At 50.6% G+C, this 24,832-nt stretch carries 23 protein-coding genes; 9 read left to right on the forward strand and 14 right to left on the reverse strand.

Going from position 1 to position 24,832, the window contains the following annotated elements:
- Positions 1-75: 75 nt before the first annotated feature.
- The gene (locus JOD20_RS15595; protein WP_204756157.1) at positions 76-306 is read right to left on the reverse strand and encodes a hypothetical protein; all 231 of its coding nucleotides are present in this window, start codon (positions 304-306) and stop codon (positions 76-78) included.
- A 332-nt stretch (positions 307-638) separates the two neighbouring features.
- Here JOD20_RS15595 and JOD20_RS15600 point away from each other — a divergent pair, with 332 nt between their 5' ends.
- Positions 639-1,601 carry a TerC family protein gene (locus tag JOD20_RS15600; RefSeq protein ID WP_204756158.1) on the forward strand — a complete coding sequence of 321 codons (963 nt, stop codon included), beginning with the start codon at positions 639-641 and terminating at the stop codon, positions 1,599-1,601.
- Positions 1,602-1,652: 51 nt separating this feature from the next.
- Here the strand turns inward: JOD20_RS15600 and JOD20_RS15605 are convergent, their stop codons facing one another.
- On the reverse strand, positions 1,653-3,536 hold the full coding sequence (locus JOD20_RS15605; protein ID WP_204756159.1) for a zinc metalloprotease: 1,884 nt from the start codon (positions 3,534-3,536) through the stop codon (positions 1,653-1,655).
- A gap of 96 nt (positions 3,537-3,632) precedes the next feature.
- Between JOD20_RS15605 and JOD20_RS15610 the strand changes: the two genes are divergently transcribed.
- On the forward strand, positions 3,633-6,167 hold the full coding sequence (locus JOD20_RS15610; RefSeq protein ID WP_204756160.1) for a CHAT domain-containing protein: 2,535 nt from the start codon (positions 3,633-3,635) through the stop codon (positions 6,165-6,167).
- Here JOD20_RS15610 and JOD20_RS15615 read toward each other — a convergent pair.
- Together JOD20_RS15615 and JOD20_RS15620 are read right to left on the reverse strand one after the other, a co-directional pair.
- Positions 6,107-6,805: a hypothetical protein gene (locus JOD20_RS15615; RefSeq protein WP_204756161.1), complete on the reverse strand. Its 699-nt coding sequence runs from the start codon at positions 6,803-6,805 to the stop codon at positions 6,107-6,109. The two genes, JOD20_RS15610 and JOD20_RS15615, sit on opposite strands and share 61 nt — an antisense overlap.
- A 62-nt stretch (positions 6,806-6,867) precedes the next feature.
- Entirely contained in the window at positions 6,868-7,473 is a 606-nt protein-coding gene (locus JOD20_RS15620) for an RNA polymerase sigma factor (RefSeq protein WP_054532695.1), read from the reverse strand.
- A gap of 322 nt (positions 7,474-7,795) precedes the next feature.
- On the opposite strand from JOD20_RS15620, the gene JOD20_RS15625 reads away from it, so the two are divergent.
- Together JOD20_RS15625 and JOD20_RS15630 are read left to right on the forward strand one after the other, a co-directional pair.
- On the forward strand, positions 7,796-8,263 hold the full coding sequence (locus JOD20_RS15625) for a response regulator (protein ID WP_054532696.1): 468 nt from the start codon (positions 7,796-7,798) through the stop codon (positions 8,261-8,263).
- 57 nt (positions 8,264-8,320) lie between these two features.
- On the forward strand, positions 8,321-9,826 hold the full coding sequence (locus tag JOD20_RS15630) for an FAD-dependent oxidoreductase (RefSeq protein ID WP_204756162.1): 1,506 nt from the start codon (positions 8,321-8,323) through the stop codon (positions 9,824-9,826).
- Positions 9,827-10,041: 215 nt separating this feature from the next.
- On the opposite strand, the gene JOD20_RS15635 is transcribed toward JOD20_RS15630, so the two are convergent.
- Positions 10,042-10,578: an inorganic diphosphatase gene (locus JOD20_RS15635; protein ID WP_152976525.1), complete on the reverse strand. Its 537-nt coding sequence runs from the start codon at positions 10,576-10,578 to the stop codon at positions 10,042-10,044.
- A gap of 183 nt (positions 10,579-10,761) precedes the next feature.
- Here JOD20_RS15635 and JOD20_RS15640 point away from each other — a divergent pair, with 183 nt between their 5' ends.
- A complete protein-coding gene (locus JOD20_RS15640; RefSeq protein WP_204756163.1) occupies positions 10,762-12,189 on the forward strand; it encodes a nitronate monooxygenase in 1,428 nt (475 codons plus the stop codon).
- A gap of 66 nt (positions 12,190-12,255) precedes the next feature.
- Here JOD20_RS15640 and JOD20_RS15645 read toward each other — a convergent pair whose 3' ends face one another.
- The 4 genes from JOD20_RS15645 to JOD20_RS15660 form a co-directional block, all read right to left on the reverse strand.
- Positions 12,256-12,486, reverse strand: a complete 231-nt coding sequence (locus tag JOD20_RS15645) for a hypothetical protein (RefSeq protein WP_204756164.1) — start codon at positions 12,484-12,486, stop codon at positions 12,256-12,258.
- A 27-nt stretch (positions 12,487-12,513) separates the two neighbouring features.
- Positions 12,514-12,795 carry a hypothetical protein gene (locus JOD20_RS15650; protein WP_204756165.1) on the reverse strand — a complete coding sequence of 94 codons (282 nt, stop codon included), beginning with the start codon at positions 12,793-12,795 and terminating at the stop codon, positions 12,514-12,516.
- Positions 12,796-12,893: 98 nt separating this feature from the next.
- Positions 12,894-13,826 carry a TIGR01777 family oxidoreductase gene (locus JOD20_RS15655; RefSeq protein WP_204756166.1) on the reverse strand — a complete coding sequence of 311 codons (933 nt, stop codon included), beginning with the start codon at positions 13,824-13,826 and terminating at the stop codon, positions 12,894-12,896.
- A gap of 74 nt (positions 13,827-13,900) precedes the next feature.
- Entirely contained in the window at positions 13,901-14,632 is a 732-nt protein-coding gene (locus tag JOD20_RS15660) for a MerR family transcriptional regulator (protein ID WP_204756167.1), read from the reverse strand.
- A gap of 186 nt (positions 14,633-14,818) precedes the next feature.
- Between JOD20_RS15660 and JOD20_RS15665 the strand changes: the two genes are divergently transcribed.
- Positions 14,819-17,056 carry an ATP-binding cassette domain-containing protein gene (locus JOD20_RS15665; RefSeq protein ID WP_204756168.1) on the forward strand — a complete coding sequence of 746 codons (2,238 nt, stop codon included), beginning with the start codon at positions 14,819-14,821 and terminating at the stop codon, positions 17,054-17,056.
- Positions 17,057-17,249: 193 nt separating this feature from the next.
- Here the strand turns inward: JOD20_RS15665 and kdpC are convergent, their stop codons facing one another.
- Genes kdpC through kdpF form a run of 5 tightly spaced genes read right to left on the reverse strand, consistent with a single transcriptional unit; the run spans position 17,250 to position 22,037 of the window.
- On the reverse strand, positions 17,250-17,831 hold the full coding sequence (gene kdpC, locus JOD20_RS15670) for a potassium-transporting ATPase subunit KdpC (protein ID WP_204756169.1): 582 nt from the start codon (positions 17,829-17,831) through the stop codon (positions 17,250-17,252).
- On the reverse strand, positions 17,831-18,094 hold the full coding sequence (locus tag JOD20_RS15675; protein WP_204756170.1) for a hypothetical protein: 264 nt from the start codon (positions 18,092-18,094) through the stop codon (positions 17,831-17,833). The genes kdpC and JOD20_RS15675 overlap by 1 nt, the downstream gene beginning before the upstream one ends.
- Before the next feature lie 10 nt (positions 18,095-18,104).
- A complete protein-coding gene (gene kdpB / locus JOD20_RS15680; RefSeq protein ID WP_204756171.1) occupies positions 18,105-20,198 on the reverse strand; it encodes a potassium-transporting ATPase subunit KdpB in 2,094 nt (697 codons plus the stop codon).
- A gap of 10 nt (positions 20,199-20,208) precedes the next feature.
- Positions 20,209-21,948 (reverse strand): potassium-transporting ATPase subunit KdpA, encoded by a 1,740-nt coding sequence (gene kdpA, locus JOD20_RS15685; protein ID WP_239583888.1) that lies wholly within the window; start codon positions 21,946-21,948, stop codon positions 20,209-20,211.
- Complete coding sequence (gene kdpF / locus JOD20_RS15690; protein ID WP_110518082.1) at positions 21,948-22,037, reverse strand: K(+)-transporting ATPase subunit F; 90 nt, start codon at positions 22,035-22,037, stop codon at positions 21,948-21,950. The genes kdpA and kdpF overlap by 1 nt, the downstream gene beginning before the upstream one ends.
- 602 nt (positions 22,038-22,639) lie before the next feature.
- Between kdpF and JOD20_RS15695 the strand changes: the two genes are divergently transcribed.
- The 3 genes from JOD20_RS15695 to JOD20_RS15705 are packed head-to-tail and all read left to right on the forward strand — an operon-like array spanning position 22,640 to position 24,702.
- Complete coding sequence (locus JOD20_RS15695) at positions 22,640-23,716, forward strand: permease (protein ID WP_204756172.1); 1,077 nt, start codon at positions 22,640-22,642, stop codon at positions 23,714-23,716.
- A gap of 8 nt (positions 23,717-23,724) precedes the next feature.
- Positions 23,725-24,420, forward strand: a complete 696-nt coding sequence (locus tag JOD20_RS15700) for a TIGR03943 family putative permease subunit (RefSeq protein WP_204756173.1) — start codon at positions 23,725-23,727, stop codon at positions 24,418-24,420.
- An 18-nt stretch (positions 24,421-24,438) separates the two neighbouring features.
- Positions 24,439-24,702, forward strand: coding sequence for a hypothetical protein (locus JOD20_RS15705; protein ID WP_054532711.1), 264 nt, complete (start codon positions 24,439-24,441; stop codon positions 24,700-24,702).
- Positions 24,703-24,832: the final 130 nt, after the last annotated feature.

Below are 24,832 nucleotides of genomic sequence, written 5' to 3' on the forward strand. Positions count from 1 at the left end.
CATCGAGGACGTTCTGCGTTAAGCCAAGGGGTTTAGGGTTCATCCTTTCGGCATGCATCATCACAATCCGTTCATTTAACTAGCAACAGTGGTTACTAGGGCTGCTTGTTCGCTAGTTATCGCTTGCAGTGCTGCTACGCCATCGCGCTCAATTTGCTTGGCAAGATGCAATACATCGGCAGGAAACTCATCAGGATACTCTCCTTGCAGATCTTCAAACCAAACCACGAAGAGTTCAATATGCTCAAGGATTAGTGCGCGTAGCCCTTCGGGCGGCACACAATAAAAGTGTAGTCGAATGCCCATTGTTTCTCCTCATAAATCAATCAAACGGCTCCTACTGTAGCATGGCACGCTCAGATTCAATTAAGCCTTTTGGCCGAAGATTGCTAAGCAAAATGCTCAACTAAGATCACAATCCCCCTTGACAAATGCAAAAGTATTGATACTATATATCCATACGTTCCGTTGGGGAGTAGCCACCTGCATCAACAGGGTTTGCAATCGTCAATCCAGAAGCAATTTCTCGGTTGCAAACAATACGCACTGCGTAATTTGGTCAGACCAACATTGGCTTTGATTGCCGTGTTGGTTTTTTTGTGTCGACCAACCACGGCCTTGCAGGAGGCAATTTCACAATGGATACGATGGTTTGGATGTGGATTGGCTTTAACGTTTTCGTTTTGGCCATGCTGGCGCTCGATTTAGGCGTGTTTCATCGCTCAGCCCACGAGGTTTCAATCAAAGAAGCAACCTTGTGGAGCGTGGCCTGGATTGGCTTAGCAGCGCTTTTCAACCTCGGGATTTACCTCTTCTGGCAGCAGCTCGTTCCTACAAGTAGCTATACCAACGGCGAAGCAGCCTTGGCCTTTATGACCGGCTATCTGATTGAAAAATCACTTAGTATTGATAACATTTTTGTGTTTGTGTTGGTATTCGGCAGCTTTGCTGTGCCAGCCAAATATCAGCATCGTGTGTTGTTCTGGGGTGTGCTTGGGGCTTTGGTAATGCGCGGAGCAATGATTGGCGCTGGCGCGGCCTTGATTCGCGAATTCCACTGGATTATCTACATTTTCGGGGCGTTTCTGATTGTAACGGGGATCAAGATGGCATTTCATCAGGAGCAAACGCTTGATCCAAAGAACAATATTTTGGTGCGCAGCTTTCGCCGTTTGATGCCAGTAACTGATGAATACCACGAAGATAAATTCTTTGTACGCAAAGCTGGCGTATTGATGGCAACGCCGCTGTTCTTGGTGCTGTTGATGATTGAAGCGACAGACTTGATCTTTGCTGTCGATTCGATTCCGGCAATCTTTGCAGTGACCCAAGAGCCGTTTTTGGTCTATACCGCGAATGTATTTGCGATTTTGGGCTTGCGTTCGCTCTACTTCGTGCTCGCCGGAATGGTGCACAAGTTTCATTATCTCAAGCTTGGTTTGGCGTTTGTGCTCAGCTTTGTGGGGGTCAAGATGCTCTTGGTCGAAACCGCATTCAAAATTCCTTCGGGGATTGCGCTAGGTGTGGTGGCCACGATTATCGTTGTCGCAATTGGCGCTTCGTTGATTCGTGCGAAGCGTTTGGAAGCTGTCAAAAGCTAAACTCTGATTGGGCAAGGCCGTGGGTTTCAATAAACCCACGGCCTTTTTGCGTTATTCAGCTAAAGCGTAGATCAAGCCTTGGCTGTAGTAAGTGCGTAAATCGACGGTCAATAAGCCTAATTCTGGGCTGGTGGCAACAATTGGCACCGCATTCCAGCCAGCGGTTGGATTGGCGGGATTGTATACCAAAACAGTTGGGCCATTGCTACTGAATGCGCTTGGATCATAGCTCAATTGCGCATATAACGGTGGTTGGTTGCCAGACCAAGCTAATAAACGTTTATCGCGAATCAAATAGGGCTGAATTAACATTGGCCATTGTTTGATCGTGTAATTTTGGAGATTGTTCAGGTTGGTGCATAATGGCGCTGGTTGATAGACGGCTATTGTTGTGCCGGTAATATCAGCAGCAACTTGGGTTTGAAGATCGAGTCCAACCCCACCATCAGCAATTGGCGCATGAATTTCGGCTGTTGCTGGCCCAAAACCACCAGCAATTTGATACCAGGTGGCAATTGGCGTGTTGAAATCGGTGCTATAGGCATAAATATAATTGTGATAGCTGGCTAAGCCGGCAATTTCATCAGTTCGTAATTGGAATGTCGTGCCAAAGCTGCCAGTGTTGCTAATATCAAGCCCTGCAATCGTGCGGCACTTGCCACCAGCAGGACAAAACGCTAAGTTTACCTTTTTACCATGAACGCCACATTCCTGGCCTTTGACCTCAATCGCATTAATTTGCGGCAATGTGCTGTTGGTATTCAGCATTGGCTTAATTTGTAAATTGGCAACCCAGCGCTGATTTACTAAGCTAAAGTCGTTTTTAGCGGCTAAGATATTTTGGTTTGGGTAGATTGAATAGACTGTTTTATTGTGCCAATCGCGCGCCAAAATTAGGGCGCGATCTTTGGCCGAGGTATCGATGCCCAACCAGGCTTCTTGCGTGTTGGCTTGCAGCGTCCCTTGATCAATAATCTGCTGCGGGCTGGCTAAATCGCCTTTGATGCTAAACCCGAGGGCTTGATTATCGTTGGCTCCATTGTATTCAACGACGCTGCTGGTGCCTTTGGCGCTATTGGGCATGAAATTGACAATTGCCGTGCCTTGGGGCTGCATAATGCTGGGCGTGCTGCTTGGCACTAAACCATAGAGCATTTCCACCGTTTTCCAATCATTCAGCCCATACATTAAATCTTGTGGTGTTTGATCGCAATGATACGCAGTGCGTGAGAAACCGCGCAAGTTGCTGGCGCTATAGTGATACGACATCAGCGAATTATGGTTTGTCCGATTACGTGGCATCTCAGCACTAAGGTCGTTACTGGTTGAACTACAATAGGTATAATTGGCAGTGTTCAAATCGGGCGCATAGCCATCGTGCAGGCCCAAAATATGGTGGCCAAGCTCGTGACTGATCGTTTGGCTGCCAGCAACATCTGACCAGAGGCCACAACGGGCATTGATGCCGTTCCACAAGCGGCCAAGCATAATTGCTGCGGGCACAAAATGCACTTTGCCTGCTTGGGTGTTGACGGTACGGAGGCTATTTTCAAAGCCGCCCAAAAAAGCCGTTGGCCGATACTCATTGCTGGCCAAAATCCGAATATCAGCATCGTTCCAATGCTCGCCATTGGTATAGACCGAATATTGCTCGACCCAAACTTGGCCTTGGGTCGCTTGATACAAGGTTTGGCTGGTTTCTTGCAGCGCGGTTTCGAGCACATCTTGCATAGCTGTGTAGGTCAGATCTTTACATGTGCTGCCCTCAGTTGGGCGTAAAAGATCTTGTTGGCCTGGCTGCCATTCGAGTGAAACAATTAAATGAATGCTTTCAAAAGGGCTGCTCGCCTTCGCAGCATGTGGTTGATTTGCGGTCATCAGCAGGGTTAAACATAAACTACTGATGAGGACTAAGCTAAATTTGCGCCAAAACATACACTCAACTCCTTTAATTAATCCGTAAAAGAGCGTGACACCTGTTACATAGATAAAGACGGACGTGCGGCTAAATTCTTTCTGTAGGAGGTTGCTATGACTGCTCTCGATGCTGAGTTTGCGCATCGCGCACTCTTATTGGTGTTTGAACCGTTTGATCCTGAGCTGTGGCCGCTGATTGCTCCAGCCGCACCAAGCGTCGCCCAACTCCAAGCCGCTGGTTGGTTGCAAACGACCGCCGAAGGCTGGCAGATTCCTGCTGAGCGCCGCGAACAACTCCAAGCTGAGCCAGCAGCATTGCGGGCTGCTTATCAGCAATTAATTGCTGCTGAATTGGCTCATGCTGCTCACAACCCTGCGCTGGCAACCCGTTTGTTTGCTGATCTGCGAACCTTTGCCGAATTGCTGATTCGCCAAGCGCCGCATGAATTAGCCGATTTGGTCAAGCAAATTCCCACTGAATTAGCGCCAAGCACTGCTGATCGCCAGCTGTTGGAGTATTATTGTGGGCTTGCTGCTGGCCTGCATGATCAATATGCAGAAGCATGTACGTTGCTCAGCCAATTATTGGCGCAACCAGACCTCGAACCGATGATTCGCGGGCGAGCGCTGAACTCCGATGCCACCTTTGCCCGTTATAGCGGCAACTACGATCGGGCGTTGGCCAATTATCAGGCTAGTTTTGCGCTTTGGGAAGCCCAGGCTGATCCGGTGCGCCAAGCCTATGTGCTGCTGAACGAAGGCAGTTTGCGCTACCATTTGCAAGAATATCGAGCTGCTGAGCGCTGCTTGAATAGCAGTTTGGCGACCTTGCAAGCTCAAAATCTGCTCTACCCTCAAGCCTTGGTGCTGATCAATTTGGGTTTGTTGGCCCGTGATCGCGGCAATTGGGTGCAATCGCTGAGCCATTTTGAGCAAGCAGAAGCGATTTTACAAGCAGAAAATGCCACCGATTTTCTTGGCCGAATTGCCAATAATCTTGGGGAATTAGCCTTGTTGCAAGGCCAATATGCAGCAGCACGCCAGCATTTTGAGCAAGCCTTAGCCCAGATGAGCAGCCGTGTGTATCATATTGATGCCTATTTGAATTATGGCTTAGCCTGGCATGTCGAGGGCATGGTTGAACAAGCAGAAATCGCCTATCGCCAAGCACTTGATTTGGTTGAAAGTGTTGAGCGCCAAGAAATTGCGGCTTTGGTATGGTTTCGCTTAGGCCAAGTTGCGGCGGCGCGCAACGATCATCAACAAGCTGAGCAGCATTATTTGCAAGCGATTGATTTGATTGAGGCAATGCGTGCGCCAATTTTGGCCGAAAGCCTGCAAATTAGCTTGATGGGGCGTTGGCAACAAGTCTATGAAGGTGCGATTGCGGCCTATCTGGCTCAAGATAAGCTTGAACAAGCCTTTTTAATGGCCGAAAAAGCGCGAGCACGGGCGCTCAACGATTTGCTAGCCCGCAATGGCCAAACCAATCAAGCATTTGGCACGATTCCCAGCCTTAGCGATGTGCAACAGGGCTTGGCGCAGGGCAGCCTGATGCTCGATTATATGACGCTTGGCGCGGTTGGGCCGGAGGCCAGCCTCTTGGCTGCATTGCCAGCGACGGCCAAGGCCTTGCGCAGTTTGTTAATTCAACCAGCAGCAACCTGGCTGTTTGCCATTACGACCGATGAGGTTCAAGCCTTCAATTGCCAGCTTGACCCAAATATTCTCTTGGCAACTTCGCCGTTTCAGTGTGATGGGCGGCGCTTTTTACGCCCAGCAATTTTGCACCGTCTCGCCCAACGTCTCCTTGGCCCAGCCCAAAATTTCTTGCAACAGGCGCAGCAGGTGGTGGTTGTGCCGCATGGCGCTTTGCATCATGTGCCGTGGAATGCACTTTTGTTGGGTCAGCTTGGGCTTGATCTGCCAACAACCACGATTCCCAGTGCTGCCAGTTATCTCCAATTAAGCCAACGCCAACCAAGCCATGCCAGCGAGCCATGTGTGGCCTTGAGCTATGCGGGCGGAGTTGAGCCAGCTTTGGTGCATACGTATGCTGAGGCCGCAGCAGCAGTAGCGGCGCTTGGTGGCCAGCATTATCCGCTGCCAGCGCCAAATATCGATCAGCAGCTTGGGGATTATCGCATTGTGCATATTGCCTGTCATGGCGTGTTTGTGCTCGACCAACCATTGGCCTCGTGGCTACAATTTGGCCCCAATCAGACAGTTTCGGCCTTGGATATATTAACCAACTGGCAGTTGGATGCTGATTTGGTGGTGTTGAGTGCTTGTCAAAGTGGGGTGAGCGAAATTGTGCGTGGCGATGAGCCATTTGGCTTGGTACGGGCGTTTTTGGCGGTCGGGGCACGGGCGGTTTTGGTTACGCTCTGGCCAGTTGACGATGTGGCGAGTGCTGTCTTGATGCAGCTGTTTTATCAGGCCTTGCAAGCGGAATTTGAGCCAGCAGAAGCACTTCAACAGGCGATTCAACAGATTCGTAGCATGCCGCAGGCACAGGTAAGCATCCCGCTTGCGCCAAGCCAGCAGGGTGAATACCCGTTTGCCGATCCCCATTATTGGGCAGGCTATCAGTTGATTGGAGTTGGCAACTCGATTTCTAAAGTTAAGCCAGCAACATCGGCTGCTTGAACATCGCTAAAGACTGCTTCGCCCCAAACATCGGTTTCGCTGCTTTGGCGGCCTGAGGCGGCGATCAAATGCACCCCAATTTGGGCCAAATCGGGCCATTCGCGGTCGTGGAGTTGCACTTGCACCCGCACGCGGCAAACATTTGCTTCCGCTGGGTAAATTGCCAAATTGATCTCACGCAACGGCTGAATGCTTGGCGTGAAGGTCAATTGCAATGGCTGATTGGTTTCGCCGCGCAAGGCTGGCTGGGCTGGTTGCAACGCGGCAAAGCCATCGAGCAAGCTTTGATTGAGGCTGATTTGGATGTTTTTGCCAACCAAGGCTAGGGCAGAAGAAACCCGCTCGTACCAACTTGGCGCTTGCTGCAACCAGCCTAAATCTGGTGTTGGCACTGGCAAATTGGTATCGACAGCGGTAAACGAACGATCGAGGGCGGCGAAATATTCCGCGCAACTGACGCAGGCATCTAAGTGTTGTTGGATGCTGGGTGGTAAGTATTGTTGGGCGATGCTCTGGTTGCGCTCAGTGTAGATGGCCAGTTGATCACAGCATGTGTCGCATGTGTGTTGATCAACTGGCGCGACCAAGGTTTGTACCAAATGCTGCATGGCATTCTGGCTCCAGTTTGCTTGATTCATAGAACGTTCCTACTACAACTAATCAGCGGCTTCAGCATGGAGACGCATGCAAGCGCCTCAACCTATCCTTCTTCGACAAATTCGCGTAAGCGGGCGATTAATGCAGGATCGCGGCGCAGCGCTGCCAAATTTTTGGCCCGAGTTACCTGAATGTGCGAGGCTAAAACCGGTTTTTGGGCTAATTCACTTTCGGTTTGCGCCAGCAGATCATCATTTTGCTCGCTGAAATAGCGCCCAACCACCACGCGGCGTGAACGGGCGCTGAGCGGCCCAGCATCGATTACTTCAGTTAGGATACCGCGCAGATCATCGAGTTGCAAGGTTTCGATTGGGGCAGCCCATGGCCCATGTTCAGCATCGGGCATGCTGGCGCGGCGGCGATGCTCAGGGCGGCGCAGCTCGTCGAGCACCGTGCGGCGCACAATTTGCATACACCACTCGCGGAAGGTGGCTGGATTTTGGCATTGCCCAAGATTGCGATGAATTTTGATCAAGGCTTTTTGGGTGCAATCGGTGGTAATTGCATCGCCATCGGGGTAGGCATGCAACATGGCGTAGGCCACGCGATACAGCATGTGCCAAAGTGTCGTATAGGCCTCGTGCTGCGCGAGCGAATCTTGTTCAAAGCACGCCGTATAGAGGGCTGTGCTAGTCATAGTATCGTGCATCCAATCCTCCTAATAGACCTTGGTTGGGGTTGCGAGGGCTGTCTTGCTACGCAGCAACCATTGGTTACGTTGCGAACCAAGCTTGCCTCTGCACATCAGTGCTCCAATTTCATACCCAATCTCGAACGAGCGACCTAGCCTAAAAGTCCCCATTTTATCCTAGGCTCTTGATTTATTGCTGAGTTTGAGGCAAATTTAACCCCAAGGGATGAGATAGTAGTAGTAAAGCTGCTACTTTGGGGGGATAGTGGCATCACCCATAATTATTGCTTGCGTTGCTGATGCCATGCGACACATAACCAATCCATTCGGAGGTTCTCATATGGTAGGTGCTGCACTTCGGCCAAAACCAACCAGCGTCGCTGCAACCCAGGCCAAAGTTATGGTGATTGAAGATAATGTTGATAGTATGAATTTGGCCTTGTTGCTGCTGCGCGAGCGGGTTCAAGTGGCTTATTGTAATGCTCGCGCCTCTGGCGATGCCTTTTTCAATTGGTTGAGTTCGCCACAAGTTCAACAAAACCCCTCCTTAGGAATGCTCGACCTGATTTTACTAGATATTCGGATTCCGCGAGAGAATGGTTACATGGTGCTGCAAAAGTTACACGTCTTGCCCGATTTCAAGCGCACCAAAATTGTCGCGATGTCGGCCTATAGCAGCCGCGAAGATGTTGAAAAGATGCGCTTGGCTGGCTTCGATGGGTTTGTAGCGAAACCGGTCTCAGTTAAAACCTTTCCTGATTATATTGTGCGGATTTTGCGTGGCGAAACGATTTGGGATTTGTATTAAACCACACGCTGATTCCTCACGTAGCATAGCCTGTACGATCTAGCTGGGGAATTGGCGATGGATTATGATCTGATTGTGATTGGCGCAGGCATTGCAGGGTTGTCTGCCGCCGCCCTCTTAGCCAACGATGGCTACCGCGTGCTCGTGCTTGAGGCGCATATCGAGCCTGGTGGCTGTGCTTCTTCCTATCAACGTAAACGCCCCAATGGCGATCAATATATTTTTGATGTTGGTGCAACCGTTTTTGCTGGTTTTCGGCCTGGCGGTGCGCATCATTGGCTTGGTCAAAAATTGGGCTTAACTTGGCCAATTCAGCCCCTCAACCCAGCCATGGAGGTGTGGTTACCCGATCTGCGGGTGACGCGTTGGGGCGATGAACGTTGGCGTGCAGAGCGTCAGCGGCTTTGCCCAAGCCAAGCGTGGGAAGCAGAGCAATTTTGGCGCGAGCAAGAACAGGTGGCCGAGGTTGCTTGGCGTTTTGCTGGGCGCATGCCGCCGATGCCGCCAGAATCGCTGGCAGATGTGGGCCGCTTGACCAGCACAATTCGGCCTGAAATGCTGCATTTACTGCCAGCCTTACCGCGTACCGTCAAACACGTCTTAGATCGCCATAAGCTTGATGATCGGCGCATGCGCGCCTTTATCGACGGTCAATTATTGATCAGCGCCCAAAGTAGCAATGCTGAATGCGCGTGGCTCTATGGCGCGGTTGCACTCGATTTGGCGCGCATTGGCACTTACTACGTGGAAGGCGGCGCTTGGAATTTGGCCAAAACGCTTGAACAAGCGTTAATCAAAGCTGGCGGCGAAATTCGCTATCGCCAAAAAGTTAGCCAAATTCAGACTGATCGCGGCCAGATTGTGGGTGTGCAGACGGAGCAAGGCGAGCGTTTGCGAGCGCGGCATGTGATTGCGAATACAACCATGTGGGATCTGGCCGATTTGCTCGATCAGCCGCCAACTTGGCTGTTGCGGCGCAGAATTGAAGCGGTTCCGCAAGGCTGGGGGGCCACAACGCTCTATTTGGGCATCGACGAGGCGGCAATTCCCCACGGTTTGGCTGAGCACCACCAAATTATTGCTGATTATGCTCAAGCGCTGGGCGAAGCTAATAGCGTCTTTATTTCGTTACACCCTGCCGCCGATCGTTCGCGTGCGCCGCAGGGCCAACGTGCGATGACCGTTTCAACCCATACTAATGTGAGTCGCTGGTGGCATTGGCGACAAACCGATCCCGCGCGTTATCGGGCTGAAAAAGCGGCGATGGCTGAGCGTATGCTCGATACGGTTGAACTAGCGCTGCCCACAATTCGCCAGCATCTTCGCTATCAACAAATTGGCACGCCAGTGTCGTTTGCGCGCTATACCCAACGCAAGCGGGGCATGGTTGGCGGCTTGCCGCAGTGGCGCTCAATCTCGGGGTTGCTCAGTTTGGGGCCGCAAGCTGCAAAGATTAATGGTTTATGGCTGGTGGGCGATAGTACGTTTCCTGGCCAAAGCACCGCGGCGGTGACCCAAAGTGCGATTCAGGTCTATCAGAAAATTCGCCGTGCTGCTCGTTAATCGAAATTATGGATTGATGATAATTTTTGATTCTCCTCCCTTCCGTCCCTCCGCTGGAGGGAGACGCAGGGGGTTTTCATCACCCCCAAATATTTGGGTTGTGGATTGTTCTGGTGTTTCTATTACCCCTTTAAACACAGTATGCAGGGCTAAGCAACCCTGCATACTTAAACCTTAATCCTGAACCCTAGCCCCTGAATCCTGATCCCTCAAACCTACTCAGGCTTGCGAAAATTGTCGTTGTAGAGTTGAATTGAGTCTTGGATGCGTTGCTTGGCGGCTTCAGCACCTTGCCATTCGCCAACTTCAACGGTTTTGTTTTCTAAGGCTTTGTATGAGGCAAAGAATTGGGTTACTTCTTTGATGAAGTGTGGTGGCACATCGCCCAAATCTTTGATATTGGCAAAATATGGGTCGTTGGCTGGAACGGCGAGAATTTTATCGTCGTTTTCGCCGCCGTCGATCATGCCAAACACGCCAACTGGGCGCGCTTCAATCAAGCAGCCAGGAAAGGTTGGGAAGTTGATCAGCAAAATGACATCTAATGGGTCGCCATCATCGCAATAGGTTTGGGGAATTAAGCCATAATCGCCTGGGTAATAGACTGCTGATGAAAGCACTCGATCAAGCTTGACCAAACCGGTATCTTTATCGATTTCATACTTATTGCGTGAGCCACGGGGAATTTCAATCACTACGTTAATAATTTCTGGCGCATCGTCGCCAAATGGCACATCATGCCAAATATTCACAGGGAATTCCTCCATACATGGGTTATCAAAACGGCGCAACTATACCACGTTTTAGGTTGTTTGCAATGCATTTGACGCACTGCATTGTAGAGAAATATGCCACAAGGGGCTATAATTCACTACGTTGTGGCTATTAGGATAGCATACAATCACGCAATAGCTTACTAAACATGGAGCAGCCTCATGCGTTTTCCCATTGTAATTCAAGGCGGCATGGGTGTCGCCGTATCTGATTGGCGGCTGGCCAAGGCCGTTGCAAGCGCAGGTCAACTTGGTGTAGTTTCTGGGACTGGGATCAATGTAGTGCTTGCTCGGCGTTTGCAAGAGGGCGATCATGATGGAGCGATGCGCCGAGCGCTAGCGCATTTTCCGATTGCTGGCTATGTCGAGCGCATTCTCGAACGCTATTTTATCGAGGGTGGCAAGCCTGCTGATCAGCCATATCGGGCTGTGCCGATGTATACTGCCGTCCCATCAAACGAATGGCAGATTTTGAATGTTGTGGCTTCGTTTGTCGAAGTGTGGTTGGCCAAGGAAGGCCACAAGGGCGTTGTGGGCATCAACTTGCTGGAAAAAGTGCAAATGCCCAATTTATCGGCCTTGTATGGCGCAATGTTGGCCGAGGTTGATTATGTGCTGATGGGCGCGGGCATTCCGCGCGAGATTCCAGGCGTGCTTGATCAGTTTTCAGTTGGTGAGGCTACTAGCCTGAATATTTACGTTGAGCAAGCTGGGGCTGACGATAAATTAGCTGTCCATTTTGATCCCAAGCAAATGTTTGATAATCCACCTGCCACGCTCAAGCGCCCAGAATTTTTGGCAATTATTGCCTCGAATACCTTGGCGATTGCCTTGGCCAAAAAAGCCACCGGTAAGGTCAATGGCTTTATCGTCGAAGGCCCAACGGCTGGGGGCCATAATGCACCGCCACGCGGCCAACCAGTCTTTAATGAACGCGGCGAGCCAGTCTATGGTCAGCGCGATGTGGTCGATTTGGTCAAATTGCAGGATTTAGGCTTGCCCTTCTGGATGGCTGGTTCGTATGGCTCGCCTGAGCGCTTGGCTGAAGCGTTGGCTAGTGGTGCGGTTGGCATTCAAGTTGGCACTGCATTTGCCCTCTCGAACGACTCAGGGTTTAGCCCGGAAATTCGTCAATCGCTGCTAACCGACATTGCCAACGATAGCCTGACGATTTTTACTGATGCCTTGGCCTCGCCAACTGGCTTTCCCTTCAAAGTCGCTGAGTTGAACACCACTTTAGCCTTAGAGCCGACCTACAAAGAACGCCCACGGATCTGCGATTTGGGCTATTTGCGGGTGGCCTACCCGCGCGAAGATGGCACGATGGGCTTTCGCTGCCCAGCAGAGCCAGTCGATCAATATGTGAAAAAAGGCGGCGATATTAACGACACAACTGGGCGTAAATGCTTGTGCAATGCCTTGTTTGCCAACATTGGTATGCCGCAGCAACGCAAAGAATATACTGAGCAACCCTTGGTGACCTTGGGTGATGATATTAAAACTGTCGCCGCTTTGCTTGAAATTCATCCGCAGGGCTTTAGCGCGGTTGATGTATTGGAATATTTGTTGGCAGCAGTGCCCCAACAATAGCGCCTCCTAGCTGAATAGATCGATTAAAAGCAGCAGCAATCATGGGCGATTACTGCTGCTTGATCGTTAAGCGGCCAATGTGAGATCTGCCAAGGTAATGCGGCACGCCATGCCCTCTAAAACAGCAGTCATCGCCTTATCTGCTTTAATTTGATTGGTCAAGGTGGCAAATAGAAGGTAGGCACAGGCACAAACTTGGGTATCTAACTCATTCGATAAATGATCTTGGACGCTGATGCTCATGCTGATGGCATCGATTTTCAAAAATAAATCATCAAGCAATTCGTATACATTCATAACGTACTCCTTTTTTACTCACTAAACTTAGGCGCAACTGGTCAGCGTGGTGGCTGCAACAACCGACTTTTGGGTTGCGACTAAGGCCTGAATCAAGCGTTGGTTGGCGGGAATTTGCTGGCTGAGGCTTAATTGCATAATTTTGATCAAGGCGTTGGCTTGGCGCACTTGCTCAGCAGTGATGGTATTTTGTTCTTGCAGCATAGCCATCAATTGTTCTAATTCACGAATTGCTGTTGCCAATGAGGCATGAGGATCGATAATTTCGGCCAATAATTGATTGAAGCGTGCTTCTTGCTCTGGAGTCATTGCGTTTCCTCCGCTAAACCATCGAATCTGTCGCTACTGTATATAGATGCAGAAACAGGCTTTTTTTTGCATGCTGCAATCAAATTCATCAAAATTGGCTAAATTGGGGATTTTACGAGGTTTGCTAATGCGTCAGGCCAGCTTGGATACTCAAAATGAAATCCATGCTCAAGCAAGCGTTGGGGAATAACATTGCGACTTTTGAGCACTAATTCGGCTTCGGTGCGCAGCATCCATGCGCCGATCTGCATCAGCGGGCTAGGGATAGGCAAGCCAACGCGCATGCCCAAGGCTCGGCGTAAATGCAGCATAAACTGATGATTTGGCAGTGGTTGGGGTGCGCTGAGATTAATTGGCCCTGCTAGGTTTGGTTGTTCAATCAGCCATGTTATAGCACGCACCAGATCATGGCTATGAATCCATGCGACATATTGTTGGCCATTGCCGATTGTTCCACCGAAGCCAGATCGTGCTAAACGACAAAGAATATCGAACACACCACCACGATCGTGGCTCATCATCATGCTGGTGCGCAACATAATTTTGCGCGTCTGCGGAGTTTTGGCAGCAACTGCCGCATCCTCCCACGCCTTAACCAGATCAACATTAAACTGCCAACGTGCTGAGGCATTGGTTTCATTGCCCCCAATTGTATGCTGGGCTTCGGTTTGTGGCTCACGGCTATGGGCATAGATGGCTGAGCCGCTCGCTTGCAGCCAGAGCCAAGGTGGCTTTGAAAGCTGCGCAATTGCTTGCCCAAGCAAGCGTGTGGTCTCGATTCGCGAACGCCAAAGCTCGCTGCGATTGGCGGCGGTATAGCGGCAATTAACGCTTTTGCCCGTCAGATTAATCAAAACATCACTAGTTTCCAATTGCTCAACCCAAGGCCCAAGCTGAACCGCATCCCAACTGATTGTTGTCTGCTTGCTTGCTGAACGCCCCATAATCTGAATAGTATGGCCTTGATTGCGCCAATAGCTGGTTAATAATTGCCCAATCTGACCGCTGCCGCCAACAATCACAATCCGCATTGTCAATACCTCGCAAGGCTTAATAATAAATAAAACATTTGTGCTATACTCTGCTTGATAATTTGAAGTAATAACTAAATAATTGGTAGTGGCGCTAGTGGAAGGTACGTCTTGATATAACTCACTAAGCTGGTGTTTGCTTGCAAACATTCCCAGCTTTGCTGGGCCAAGGCGGCACGGCGGTGTTCGATGGCGGCAACTGCGCGTTGGGGCTGCTGCTGATCGAGAGTTGCTAAAGTGGTACGAATCGAGCCAAAATCGGCGTTTGCTTGACGTAATAAAACAATAATGCGCAAACGGCGCAACTGCCGCTCATCATAATAGCGATATTTATTCGATTGCTGGCGAATTGGCTGCAACAGACCTTGTTGCTCCCAAAAACGCAAGGCCGAAATTGGCACGCCAACGGCTTTGGCCGCCTCGCCAACCAAAAGCCGTTGCTGCTGGCGCTGGCTGGGTGGTAATTGGTCGGCCACCGCTTTGAGCAAGCTCAGCGTCTGATCAAGCTGCTGGCGAATGTTATCGAGCTTGGCGTGATGCTGATTAATCAGATTAAACGCTGTTTGATGATCAGTTTGGTGGAGCGCCGCCATAATTGTTTGCGCAGCGCGCCAACCATAACCATTGATCATGGACTGGGCAGTGTTTAGCGCATCAATATGTTGCTGGGTATAGCGGCGATAGCCATTCGGGCCACGTTCGACAGCTGGTAAAAAGCCCTCAGCTTCATAATTGCGCACTTGCTGAACACTGATATTAATCGCTCGCGCCAAATCAACGGTACGAAAATAACGCTCAACCTTCATGTTAAACCTTCATCTTACACTTGAGGCTTTAATTGGAGATTTGAGTGTGAAAAGCGCCTAAAAAAGCCTAAAACTCACGAGACTTGCATCTATGTTCTAGAATAACTCTAGATCGTTTGGATAGCAAGTTGATTGCTCGTAACGATTCACATAGCGGCCAGAGATTTGTAGTTATCAAGGAGTCTGATGATGCAGGATCGAGCGTTTATTGAGGTGTATGGCGCACGCGAAAACAACCTCAAAAATATTTCCTTGAATATTCCTAAACAGCGGGTGACAGTATTTACCGGAGTCTCTGGTTCGGGGAAGTCGTCGTTGGTGTTTGATACGATTGCCGCCGAGGCCCAACGCCAACTCAATGAAACCTTTACTTTTTTTGTGCAGGGCTTTTTGCCCCATTACGGCCAGCCCGATGTTGAACGAATCGAACATCTCAACTCGCCAATTATCATTGACCAAAAGCGGGTTGGCGGCGGTTCGCGCTCAACGGTTGGGACCTACACCGATATTGCGGTGCTATTACGCTTGCTCTTCTCGCGGGTTGGCAAGCCCTATGTTGGGCCTGGCTATGCCTTTTCGTTCAACACGCCGCAAGGCATGTGCCCAGAATGCGAGGGTATTGGCAAGACCGTGCAGCTCGATATGGATAAATTGCTCGACCGCAGCAAATCGCTGAATGAGGGTGCAATTTTGCATCCCGAGTTCAAGGTTGGCAAGATGATGTGGAAAATGTATCCGCTTTCGGGCTTGTTTGATAACGATAAACCAATTCGCGATTATAGCGAACAAGAGCTACACGCCTTCTTGCATGGTGCTGATATTAAGGTTTCTTGGGGTGAATTTAGCTCGAAATACGAAGGCTTGATCGAACGCTTTGATCGGATGTATGTTAAAAAAGATGCTGCCGCGATGTCTGATCGCAATCGAGCTGTGTTTGAGCAATTCACAACCTCGCAAACCTGCCCGTTGTGTCATGGCCAGCGTTTGACCCAAGCTGCGCTGAATTGTCGCATTGCTGGACGCAATATTGCCGAACTTTCCGATTTGGAAGCCACTGATTTAATGAGTTTCTTGGCTGATTTTACTGATCCGATTGGCGATCGGGTGGCGGCAAAGCTCTTGGAGCGTATCCAGCAGCTGGTTGATATTGGCTTGGGCTATTTGAGTTTGAGCCGCGAAACCGCCACGCTCTCTGGTGGCGAATCGCAGCGGGTCAAGATGATTCGCCATCTTGGCAATAGCTTGACTGAAATGCTCTACATTCTCGATGAGCCAAGCGTGGGCTTGCATGCGCGCGATGTGGCGCGGCTCAATCGCTTGTTGCAACAACTGCGTGATAAAGGCAATACCGTGCTGGTCGTCGAGCACGATCCTGATGTGATTGCGATTGCCGACCATATTGTTGATATTGGGCCACGGGCGGGCGTGCACGGCGGCGAGGTTGTATTTGAAGGCAGTTTTGCCGATCTCAAACGCTCAAAAACCTTGACTGGAACCTATTTGCAACAAGACGTGCCGACCAAACAGCATTCACGCACGCCAACTGGCTATTTGCCAATTGTCAATGCGAATTTACATAATCTCAGAAATGTGAATGTTAATATTCCGACTGGCGTGTTGACTGTGGTGACTGGTGTGGCTGGCTCTGGCAAAAGCACCTTGATTAACGAAGTCTTTTTGAGCCAACATCCAAATGCAATTGTGATCGATCAATCCAAAGTTACCGCCAATAGTCGTTCTGCGCCAGCGACCTACACCGGCATTATGGATGATATTCGCCAGACTTTTGCCAAAGCCAATGGTGTGAGTGCCTCGTTATTCAGCTTCAATTCAACTGGAAGCTGCGATAATTGTAATGGCTTGGGCTTGGTGTATACCGATTTAGCCTTTATGGAAGGCATTTCGTCGACTTGTGAAATTTGCGAAGGCAAGCGCTTCAAAGCAGAAGTGCTGGAATATCAGCTGCGTGGCAAATCGATCAGCGATGTGCTTGATATGACCGCCGAGGAAGCGCTGGAATTCTTCAGCGAAAAGAAGATCAAGCCGGTGGTGCAAGCCATGAATGACGTTGGCTTGAGCTACTTGAAGCTTGGCCAGCCACTCAGCACGATCTCTGGTGGCGAAGGCCAGCGGCTCAAATTGGCAACCGAATTGCATAAAAAGGGTAGCGTCTATGTGATGGACGAGCCAACCACAGGCTTGCACCGCTCGGATATTGGCCTACTGATGCGGATTGTCGATAGCTTGGTTGATGCCAAGAATACGGTGATTCTGATCGAACATCACTTGGATATTATTCGCCAAGCAGATTGGATTATCGATATTGGGCCTGATGGAGGCAGTGCTGGTGGCGAAATTATTTTTGAAGGCCCACCGTTGGCCTTAAAAGATTGCGCCCGCAGCATTACCGCCCAATTTATCTAATTGAATTGATTTGGAAGCCAATGGCAATCTGGATCGATTTATAGCAGGAATGCAGGTAAACCACCAAGCGAATATTAGGGGGTGCAGGGGGATGAAAACCCCCTGCGTTTCCCGCCTTGAGGCGGGACGGAAGGGTGGTAGATCGAATAGATCTACCACGATTGTAAAACACATATCCGAAAACTAAGCAGCGTTAATCAAGCGCCTTGATTTGATCAAGCGCCATGTTCAATTGCAACACATTAACCCGTGGCTCGCCCAAAATCCCAAGTGTTGGTTGGCTGGTATGTTGCTCCACCAATTGTTGAATTTGGCTGGGCGTTAGGCCTCGTGCCGTGGCGACCCGCTGCACTTGATAGCTAGCCGCAGCAGGCGAGATTTCAGGGTCTAGCCCGCTGGCCGAGGCCGTAACTAAATCGACCGGAATTGGCAATTGGTTGCTGGGATCGGCAGCTTTGAGTGCATCGATGCGGGCTTGAACCGCTTCGGCCAAGCTTGGATTGAGCGGGCCGTAGTTCGAGCCGCTGGAAGCAGCTGCGTTGTAGGGCACTGGGCCAGTTGCTGAAAGGCGGCCCCAAAAATAACCAGCTTGGTCAAATTGTTGGCCGACTAAGGCTGAGCCACGTTGCACGCCTGCTTGTTCAATCAGGCTGCCATTGGCTTGGCTCGGAAACGCCACTTGGGCAATTACTGTCACCAACGCTGGATAGATAATTCCGGTCAAAACGCTAAAGATGATGATTGCGGCCAAAGCTGGCCGAAGAAATGTACGCATTATTGATGTTCCTCGTCGTTAATCCAACGATAATTAATTGCTTGCTGATCGCGCCGAACGTACTGCAAATGGCCGTGGGCAGGCGTGGCCGAATGCCGCCACGCCCAGCTGCTGATTGCTGCATAACCCACGATCAAGACAACGATTGATAATGTGATAGTTAGAATGTGGCTCAAGCCTTGAATTTGAATTTCGCCAATGCTCAATATGATTCCAGCACAAATCAGATCGAGCCAAACATGCGAGACTTGATGGCGTTGCATTATCGTGTTCCTAGACTAGGCCCAAGCCCACTAACAGCAGATCGATCAGTTTGATGCCGATAAATGGCACAATCAAGCCGCCAAGCCCATAGATCAGCAAGTTGCTGCGTAAGGCTTGAGCTGCGGCGACCGCCCGATAGCGTACCCCGCGCAAGGCCAGCGGAATCAGAAACACAATAATTAAGGCATTGAAAATCACCGCCGAGATAATGGCGCTTTCTGGCGAAGCCAAGCCCATAATGTTGAGTTTATTCAACACTGGATAGGTGCTGGCAAACGCCGCCGGAATAATCGCAAAATATTTGGCAATATCGTTGGCAATTGAAAAGGTGGTCAAGGCACCACGAGTCATCAACAATTGCTTGCCAATCTCAACAACTTCGATCAACTTAGTCGGGTTGGAATCGAGATCGACCATATTGCCAGCTTCTTTGGCGGCGTTGGTGCCAGTATTCATCGCCATGGCTACATCTGCTTGCGCCAAGGCTGGTGCGTCGTTGGTGCCATCGCCAGTCATCGCCACCAAGCGCCCGCCAGCTTGATATTCGCGAATCAGGCTCAGTTTGGCTTCGGGCGTGGCCTCGGCCAAAAAGTCGTCAACACCTGCTTCGGCAGCGATTGCTGCGGCAGTCAAGGGATTATCGCCAGTGATCATGACGGTTTTGATGCCCATGCGGCGCAGTTCGCCGAAGCGCTCTTTCATTCCACCCTTGACAATATCTTTGAGCTGGATAACCCCCAAGGCTCGTTTGCCATCGGCAACGACTAACGGCGTACCGCCAGCGCGGGCAATCGTTTCGACATTGGCGCGCACATCGCTTGGCAAAACCGATTGTTGTTCGCGCAAATAACGCTCGATGGCATCAACCGCGCCTTTGCGAATTTGGCGACCTGCGATGTTGATGCCGCTCATGCGGGTTTGGGCAGTGAAAGCCACAAATTCTGCATCTAATTTGGCGGCTTGACGCTCGCCAATTTGGTAGTGCTCGTTGGCAAGCAGCACAATCGAACGGCCTTCAGGCGTTTCGTCGGCCAGCGAAGCAAGTTGGGCTGCATCGGCCAATTCGCGAATATCCACGCCTGCTGCTGGCAAAAAGTTGGTAGCTTGGCGATTGCCCAAGGTGATGGTGCCAGTTTTATCCAATAGCAACACATCAACATCACCTGCTGCTTCGACTGCCCGCCCCGACATGGCGATGACATTGGCTTGAATCATGCGATCCATGCCCGCGATGCCAATTGCTGAGAGCAAACCGCCAATTGTGGTCGGAATCAAACAGACCAGCAAGGCGACCAAGGCCGTGACTGTAATTGGCAAGGCTTGGCTGCTTGGATCAAGTGCCTTGACCGCTGCGACGCTATAAATCGAGAAGGGCAAAAGCGTCGCAGTTGCCATCAAAAAGATGATGGTTAATGCAGTCAGCAAAATGTTGAGCGCAATTTCGTTAGGCGTTTTTTGGCGTTTTGCACCTTCGACCATCGCAATCATGCGGTCGAGAAAGGTTTCGCCTGGATTGGCGCTAATTTGTACTACCAGCCAATCGGAAAGCACCCGCGTACCGCCAGTTACTGCTGAGCGATCGCCGCCGCTTTCGCGAATGACCGGTGCGCTTTCGCCAGTGATTGCGCTTTCGTCGACCGCCGCCACGCCTTCGATCACATCGCCATCGCCTGCGATCGTTTCGCCAGCGCTGACCAAAATGTAATCGCCTTTGCGCAAGGCGCTCGCGGCCACAGTTGTTTGCTTGCTGGTGCGTTGCGCAGAACTTAATTTAATTGCCTGCACATCGCGGCGCGATTGACGTAAGGTGTCTGCTTGGGCTTTGCCGCGACCTTCGGCCATGGCCTCGGCAAAATTGGCAAACAGCAAGGTCAACCAGAGCCAGCCAGCAATTGCCAAGCTAAAGTTGGGCGATGTTTCGCCGCCAGCAATTAATGCCTGCAACCATAAACCAGTCGTAAAAATCGCCCCAACAAAGACCACAAACATCACCGGATTGCGCACTTGCAAACGTGGATCGAATTTGAGCACGGCTGCTTTGAGCGCTGGCCCAACAATCGCCCGATCAAACAACGAGCGGTTTTTAGGAAGTGTATGATTCATCGTTCTTGCCTTATAAACTCATCAATAAATGTTCAACGATCGGGCCAAGCGCCAAGGCGGGAATAAAAGTCAGCGCCCCAACAATCAACACCACCCCAATCAACAAGCCAACAAACAAGGGCGTATGGGTTGGCAACGTGCCAGCGCTTTGCGGAATCAGCTTTTTATTGGCTAATCCACCAGCAATCGCCAAGGTCGGCACAATCAGCCAGAAGCGTGAGACGAGCATGGCGATGCCAAGCCAAGTGTTGTAGAACGGCGTGTTTGCTCCAAGGCCCGCGAAGGCGCTGCCGTTATTGTTGGCGGCAGAAGTTGCTGCATACAGCACTTCGCTAAATCCATGTGCGCCGCTATTGAACACGGTGGCTTTGCCAGCGTCGCTGCTCACGGCAATCGCGGTGATCAACAAGGTCGTGACACACGGAATTAAGATAATCAGCGCAGCCATTTTCATCTCAAAGGCTTCGATTTTCTTGCCCAAATATTCAGGTGTGCGGCCAACCATCAAGCCAGCCACAAACACCGTGATGATTGCAAAAATCAGCATGCCATACAGGCCAGAGCCAACCCCGCCGAAAACCACCTCGCCAAGCTGCATCAAAACCATTGGCGCTAAACCACCAAGCGGCGTGTATGAATCGTGCATCGAATTGACCGAGCCATTGGAAGCGGCGGTAGTGACGGTCGCCCACAAGGCCGAATTGACGATGCCAAAGCGAGTTTCTTTGCCTTCCATATTGCCGCCCGCTTGCAGCGCCGAAGCGTGGTCGTCAACGCCAAGCTTTTGATAGAGCGGATTGCCAGCTTGTTCAGCGCCAACAGCCAGCGCCGTGAACCCAAGCAAAATAATCGTCATCGTTGCGAGAATCGCCCAGCCTTGGCGTTTATCGCCGACCATAATCCCGAAGGTATAACAGAGCGCCGCTGGAATCAAAACAATGCTCAACAGTTCGAACAAGTTGCTGAGCGGCGTAGGATTTTCCAAGGGATGCGCCGAATTAACATTGAAAAAGCCACCGCCATTCGTGCCAAGTTGTTTGATCGCAATTTGCGAAGCGGCGGGGCCAAGCGCAATCGTTTGTTGGCTGATGGTTTGGCCATCGGCGTTGCCAATTGGCTGAAGTAACTCGACCGTTTGCGAAGCATTGAACGTTTGGACCACGCCTTGCGACACCAAAACCAGCGAGAGCGTCAGCGCTAATGGCAACAAAATATAGAGCGTTGAACGCGTCAAATCGACCCAGAAATTGCCAATTGTGCTGCTCGAACGGCGCGTAATGCCACGAATCAGACCAATCAACACGGCCATGCCCGTTGCAGCTGAAACAAAATTCTGCACCGTCAGGCCAAGCATCTGAGTCAAATAACTCATCGTCGTTTCGCCAGCATAGCCCTGCCAGTTGGTGTTGCTGACAAAACTGGCAGCAGTATTGAAGGCCGAATCGGCGCTAATTGCTGGCAGTTGTTGCGGATTGAGTGGCAGCCAAACTTGTATCCGTTGCAAGCCATAGAGCAGCAACAAGCCCAAGCCATTGAACCCGAGCAAGGCCACGGCATAGTGTTTCCAGTTCATTTCGGTTTTTGCGTCGATACCCAAGAGCCGATAGATCAAGCGCTCGATTGGGCCAAAAACCCGTTGCATAGGCGGCGTTTCGCCGTAAACTTTGGCCATATAGCGACCCAATGGGATGACACAAGCCAAAAGCACCAGCAAAAAGCTGCCAATTTGAATGATGATATTGCTGATCATTAAAACACCTCGGGCTGCATCAACGCCCAAAAGAGATAAATTACTAAACCAAGCGTTACGAGGGCCGCAATTAAATACAAGGTGCTCATTGCTTACTCCCCAAGGCGGCACACAGCCGCACAATTGCCCATGTCAAGAGCACGAATATGCCAATTAATCCCAGAAACCAAACATCCATAATGAACCTCAATCAAACGTGATTAACCTGCAACTATTCAACCAGAAAAGACCTCAAGCAGGCATCAAGATTGATCAAAACCAGATCAAGAAAGTATCAAGATAGAAGGATGAAGGATGAAGGATGAAGGATGAAGGATGAATGTAAAAGGCAGAAGGCAAAAAGAACATAGAGCATAGAACATAACCAAATTATGAAGGATGGGGGATGAAGGATGAATGGCAAAAGGCAGAAGGAGAAATCAAAAGCAAAAGGCAAAAAGGGACTCGATTTTAACGCAGAGGCGCAGAGGATGAAGGGCTATTGGCTTTGGGCTATCGGAACATGCTTCGTGGAATTCGTGGCTAAAAAGCTTTAGCTGCGCAATCTGTGGCGAAAAATCAACCTTTGCGGCCTTCGCAGTTCCAATCCTCCGTGCGCTTCGTGCCCTTCGTGGATCAACTTTGGGCTTGGTGTTTTCAGCACTGAGATTTTCGGGTATCATGGCAGCAGTTGAACCAACGAGGTATCCCCATGGCTGTTGTCAGCGTCAATGCTCAATCCAAAACCCAACGTAAATGGTTCCTGTTTTTCGCTCCGATAATTGGCATTATTGGGCTGTGGCTGGCAAGCGGTTGGCTTGTGCCCAGCAACTTAGCCCCATTAACCAATAAACTGCAAGGCTTGGTTACGACCTTCCAAGGGATTTTTATCGAAGCCTTGCCCTTTTTGAGCGCAGGCGTGATTGTCTCGGTGTTAATTGGCGAGTTTGTGAAGCCCCAGCATTTGGCCAGTTTTGTGCCGCAAAATGCCTTTGGCGCTTCAATGTTTGGCTCGCTCTTAGGTTTGTTGTTTCCGGTCTGCGAGTGTGGCGCGATTCCGACTAGTCGGCGCTTGTTGCGCAAAGGCGCACCAGCCCCGATGGGAATTGCCTTTGCCTTGGCGGCTCCGGTGGTCAATCCCATTGTGTTGATCTCAACCTCAATTGCCTTTGGTGATGTGCGTTGGGCCTTGGCTCGGGTTGGCTTTACGATTGTGATTGCTTTGACGATTGGCTTGATTATCGGCGCGGGAATTAAACGCGAGTCGATTCTCACGCCACTTTCGCTGACTGCCGACGATGATCACGACCATAGTCATTGCGACCACGATCATGGCACATGCGACCACACTCACGACCAACCAAAAGGTCGTTTGGCGGGCTTAATTGCCCATGGCAGCACCGAATTTTTCGAAATGGCCCAATATTTGGTGATTGGCTCGTTGCTGGCGGCCACCATGCAAACCTTCATCCCCCAATCAGCCTTATTGTCTTTGAACGATAGTAGCATTGGCTTTTTTGCGCCGTTAGTCGGGATTGTAGTGCTGATGTTGGTGGCAGTACTGCTTTCGGTTTGTTCAACCGTCGATGCCTTTTTGGCGCTTTCGTTCCTTGGCTTGTTCCATCCTGGGGCGGTCATGGCCTTCTTGGTATTCGGCCCGATGATCGATATTAAAAGCACGTTGATGCTGACCTCAACCTTCCGGCGCTCAGCGGTGGTGGCGATGGTCGTGCTGGCAGCGTTATTTGCAATTATCGCTGGCTTGATCAGCTATGTTGTTTTGGTGTGAGGTGTTGAATGCAACGTCAAGTGCTTGAGCGTTGGCTCTCGATTGCGGTCATGTTTGGCTTGGGAGCCATGATTATTTTCAAATGGCAAACCAACCGCTTGAATTTGTATATTCATCCGCGCTATACTAGCTTGTTGGTAGCGACGGCGATTGTGTTGCTGCTGGCGGCGCTGGGCATGGCCCTGACCAAAGCGCCGGCAATTCCCAAACGCATGTTGGCCTTGCTGACGATTCCGGTGGCCTTTGCCTTGCTGGTTCCTGCTCGTCCATTGGGGGCAAATTTGGTCTCTGGCAAGGCCTTAAATGCCAATTCGAGCGATAATTTGCTCGCCCGCTGGAAAACCAATTTATCCGATGATAGCAAAAGCTGGACGTTGCTTGAGTGGACGACCGCCGTGCGCCAGAGCGACCTTGCGGTGTTGCGCGATAAGCAAGCAGCCTTCGAGGGCTTTGTCTATCGCACTCCCGACTTGCCCGCCGATGAAGTGCTGGTTGGGCGCTACGTTGTTACATGCTGCACCGCCGATGGCACCGCCTTATCGTTGCGGGTGAAGGCCAGCAACGGCGCAGATTTTGCCAACGATCAATGGGTGCGGGTTGAAGGAACATTCGTGCCAGTTGAAATTAATGGCTCGGTAGTGCCGCAAATTGCAGGAACCTTAGTATCAATTGAGATGCCAAGTTCACCTTATTTGTATCCATAAATTGCTGAGGAGTTTACGATGAAACCATGGCTTCGCCGAACGATCATTTTTTCAGGGATTAGCCTGTTGTTGGGTGCAATTTTCAAGGAATTTTCGCAACCACGCGGCTTGCGGGTTGGTGAAGGCAAAGTTTTGGGCGTTCCCTACAGCCTGCGCCTGCCAAATGGCAGCGATTTACGCCAACGCTATTGGAATGCAGACGGCAGCCCAGTTGCTCCACCACTGCTTGGGGTTGGCTTTTATCCCAATATCCCAGCCTTGTTGCGTAAGTTGCAAAAGTAACCGAGGGTTCAGTAATTAGGGATCAGGGATCAGAATTTAACGCAGAGGCGCAGAGGATGGCTATAGGCTTTGGGCTATTGGCTAGCGGAAGATTTTTCGGGCAATTCGTGGAATTCGTGGCGAAAAAAGC

The sequence above is a fragment of the Herpetosiphon giganteus genome (assembly GCF_016907925.1).
Classification (GTDB): Bacteria; Chloroflexota; Chloroflexia; order Chloroflexales; family Herpetosiphonaceae; genus Herpetosiphon; species Herpetosiphon giganteus.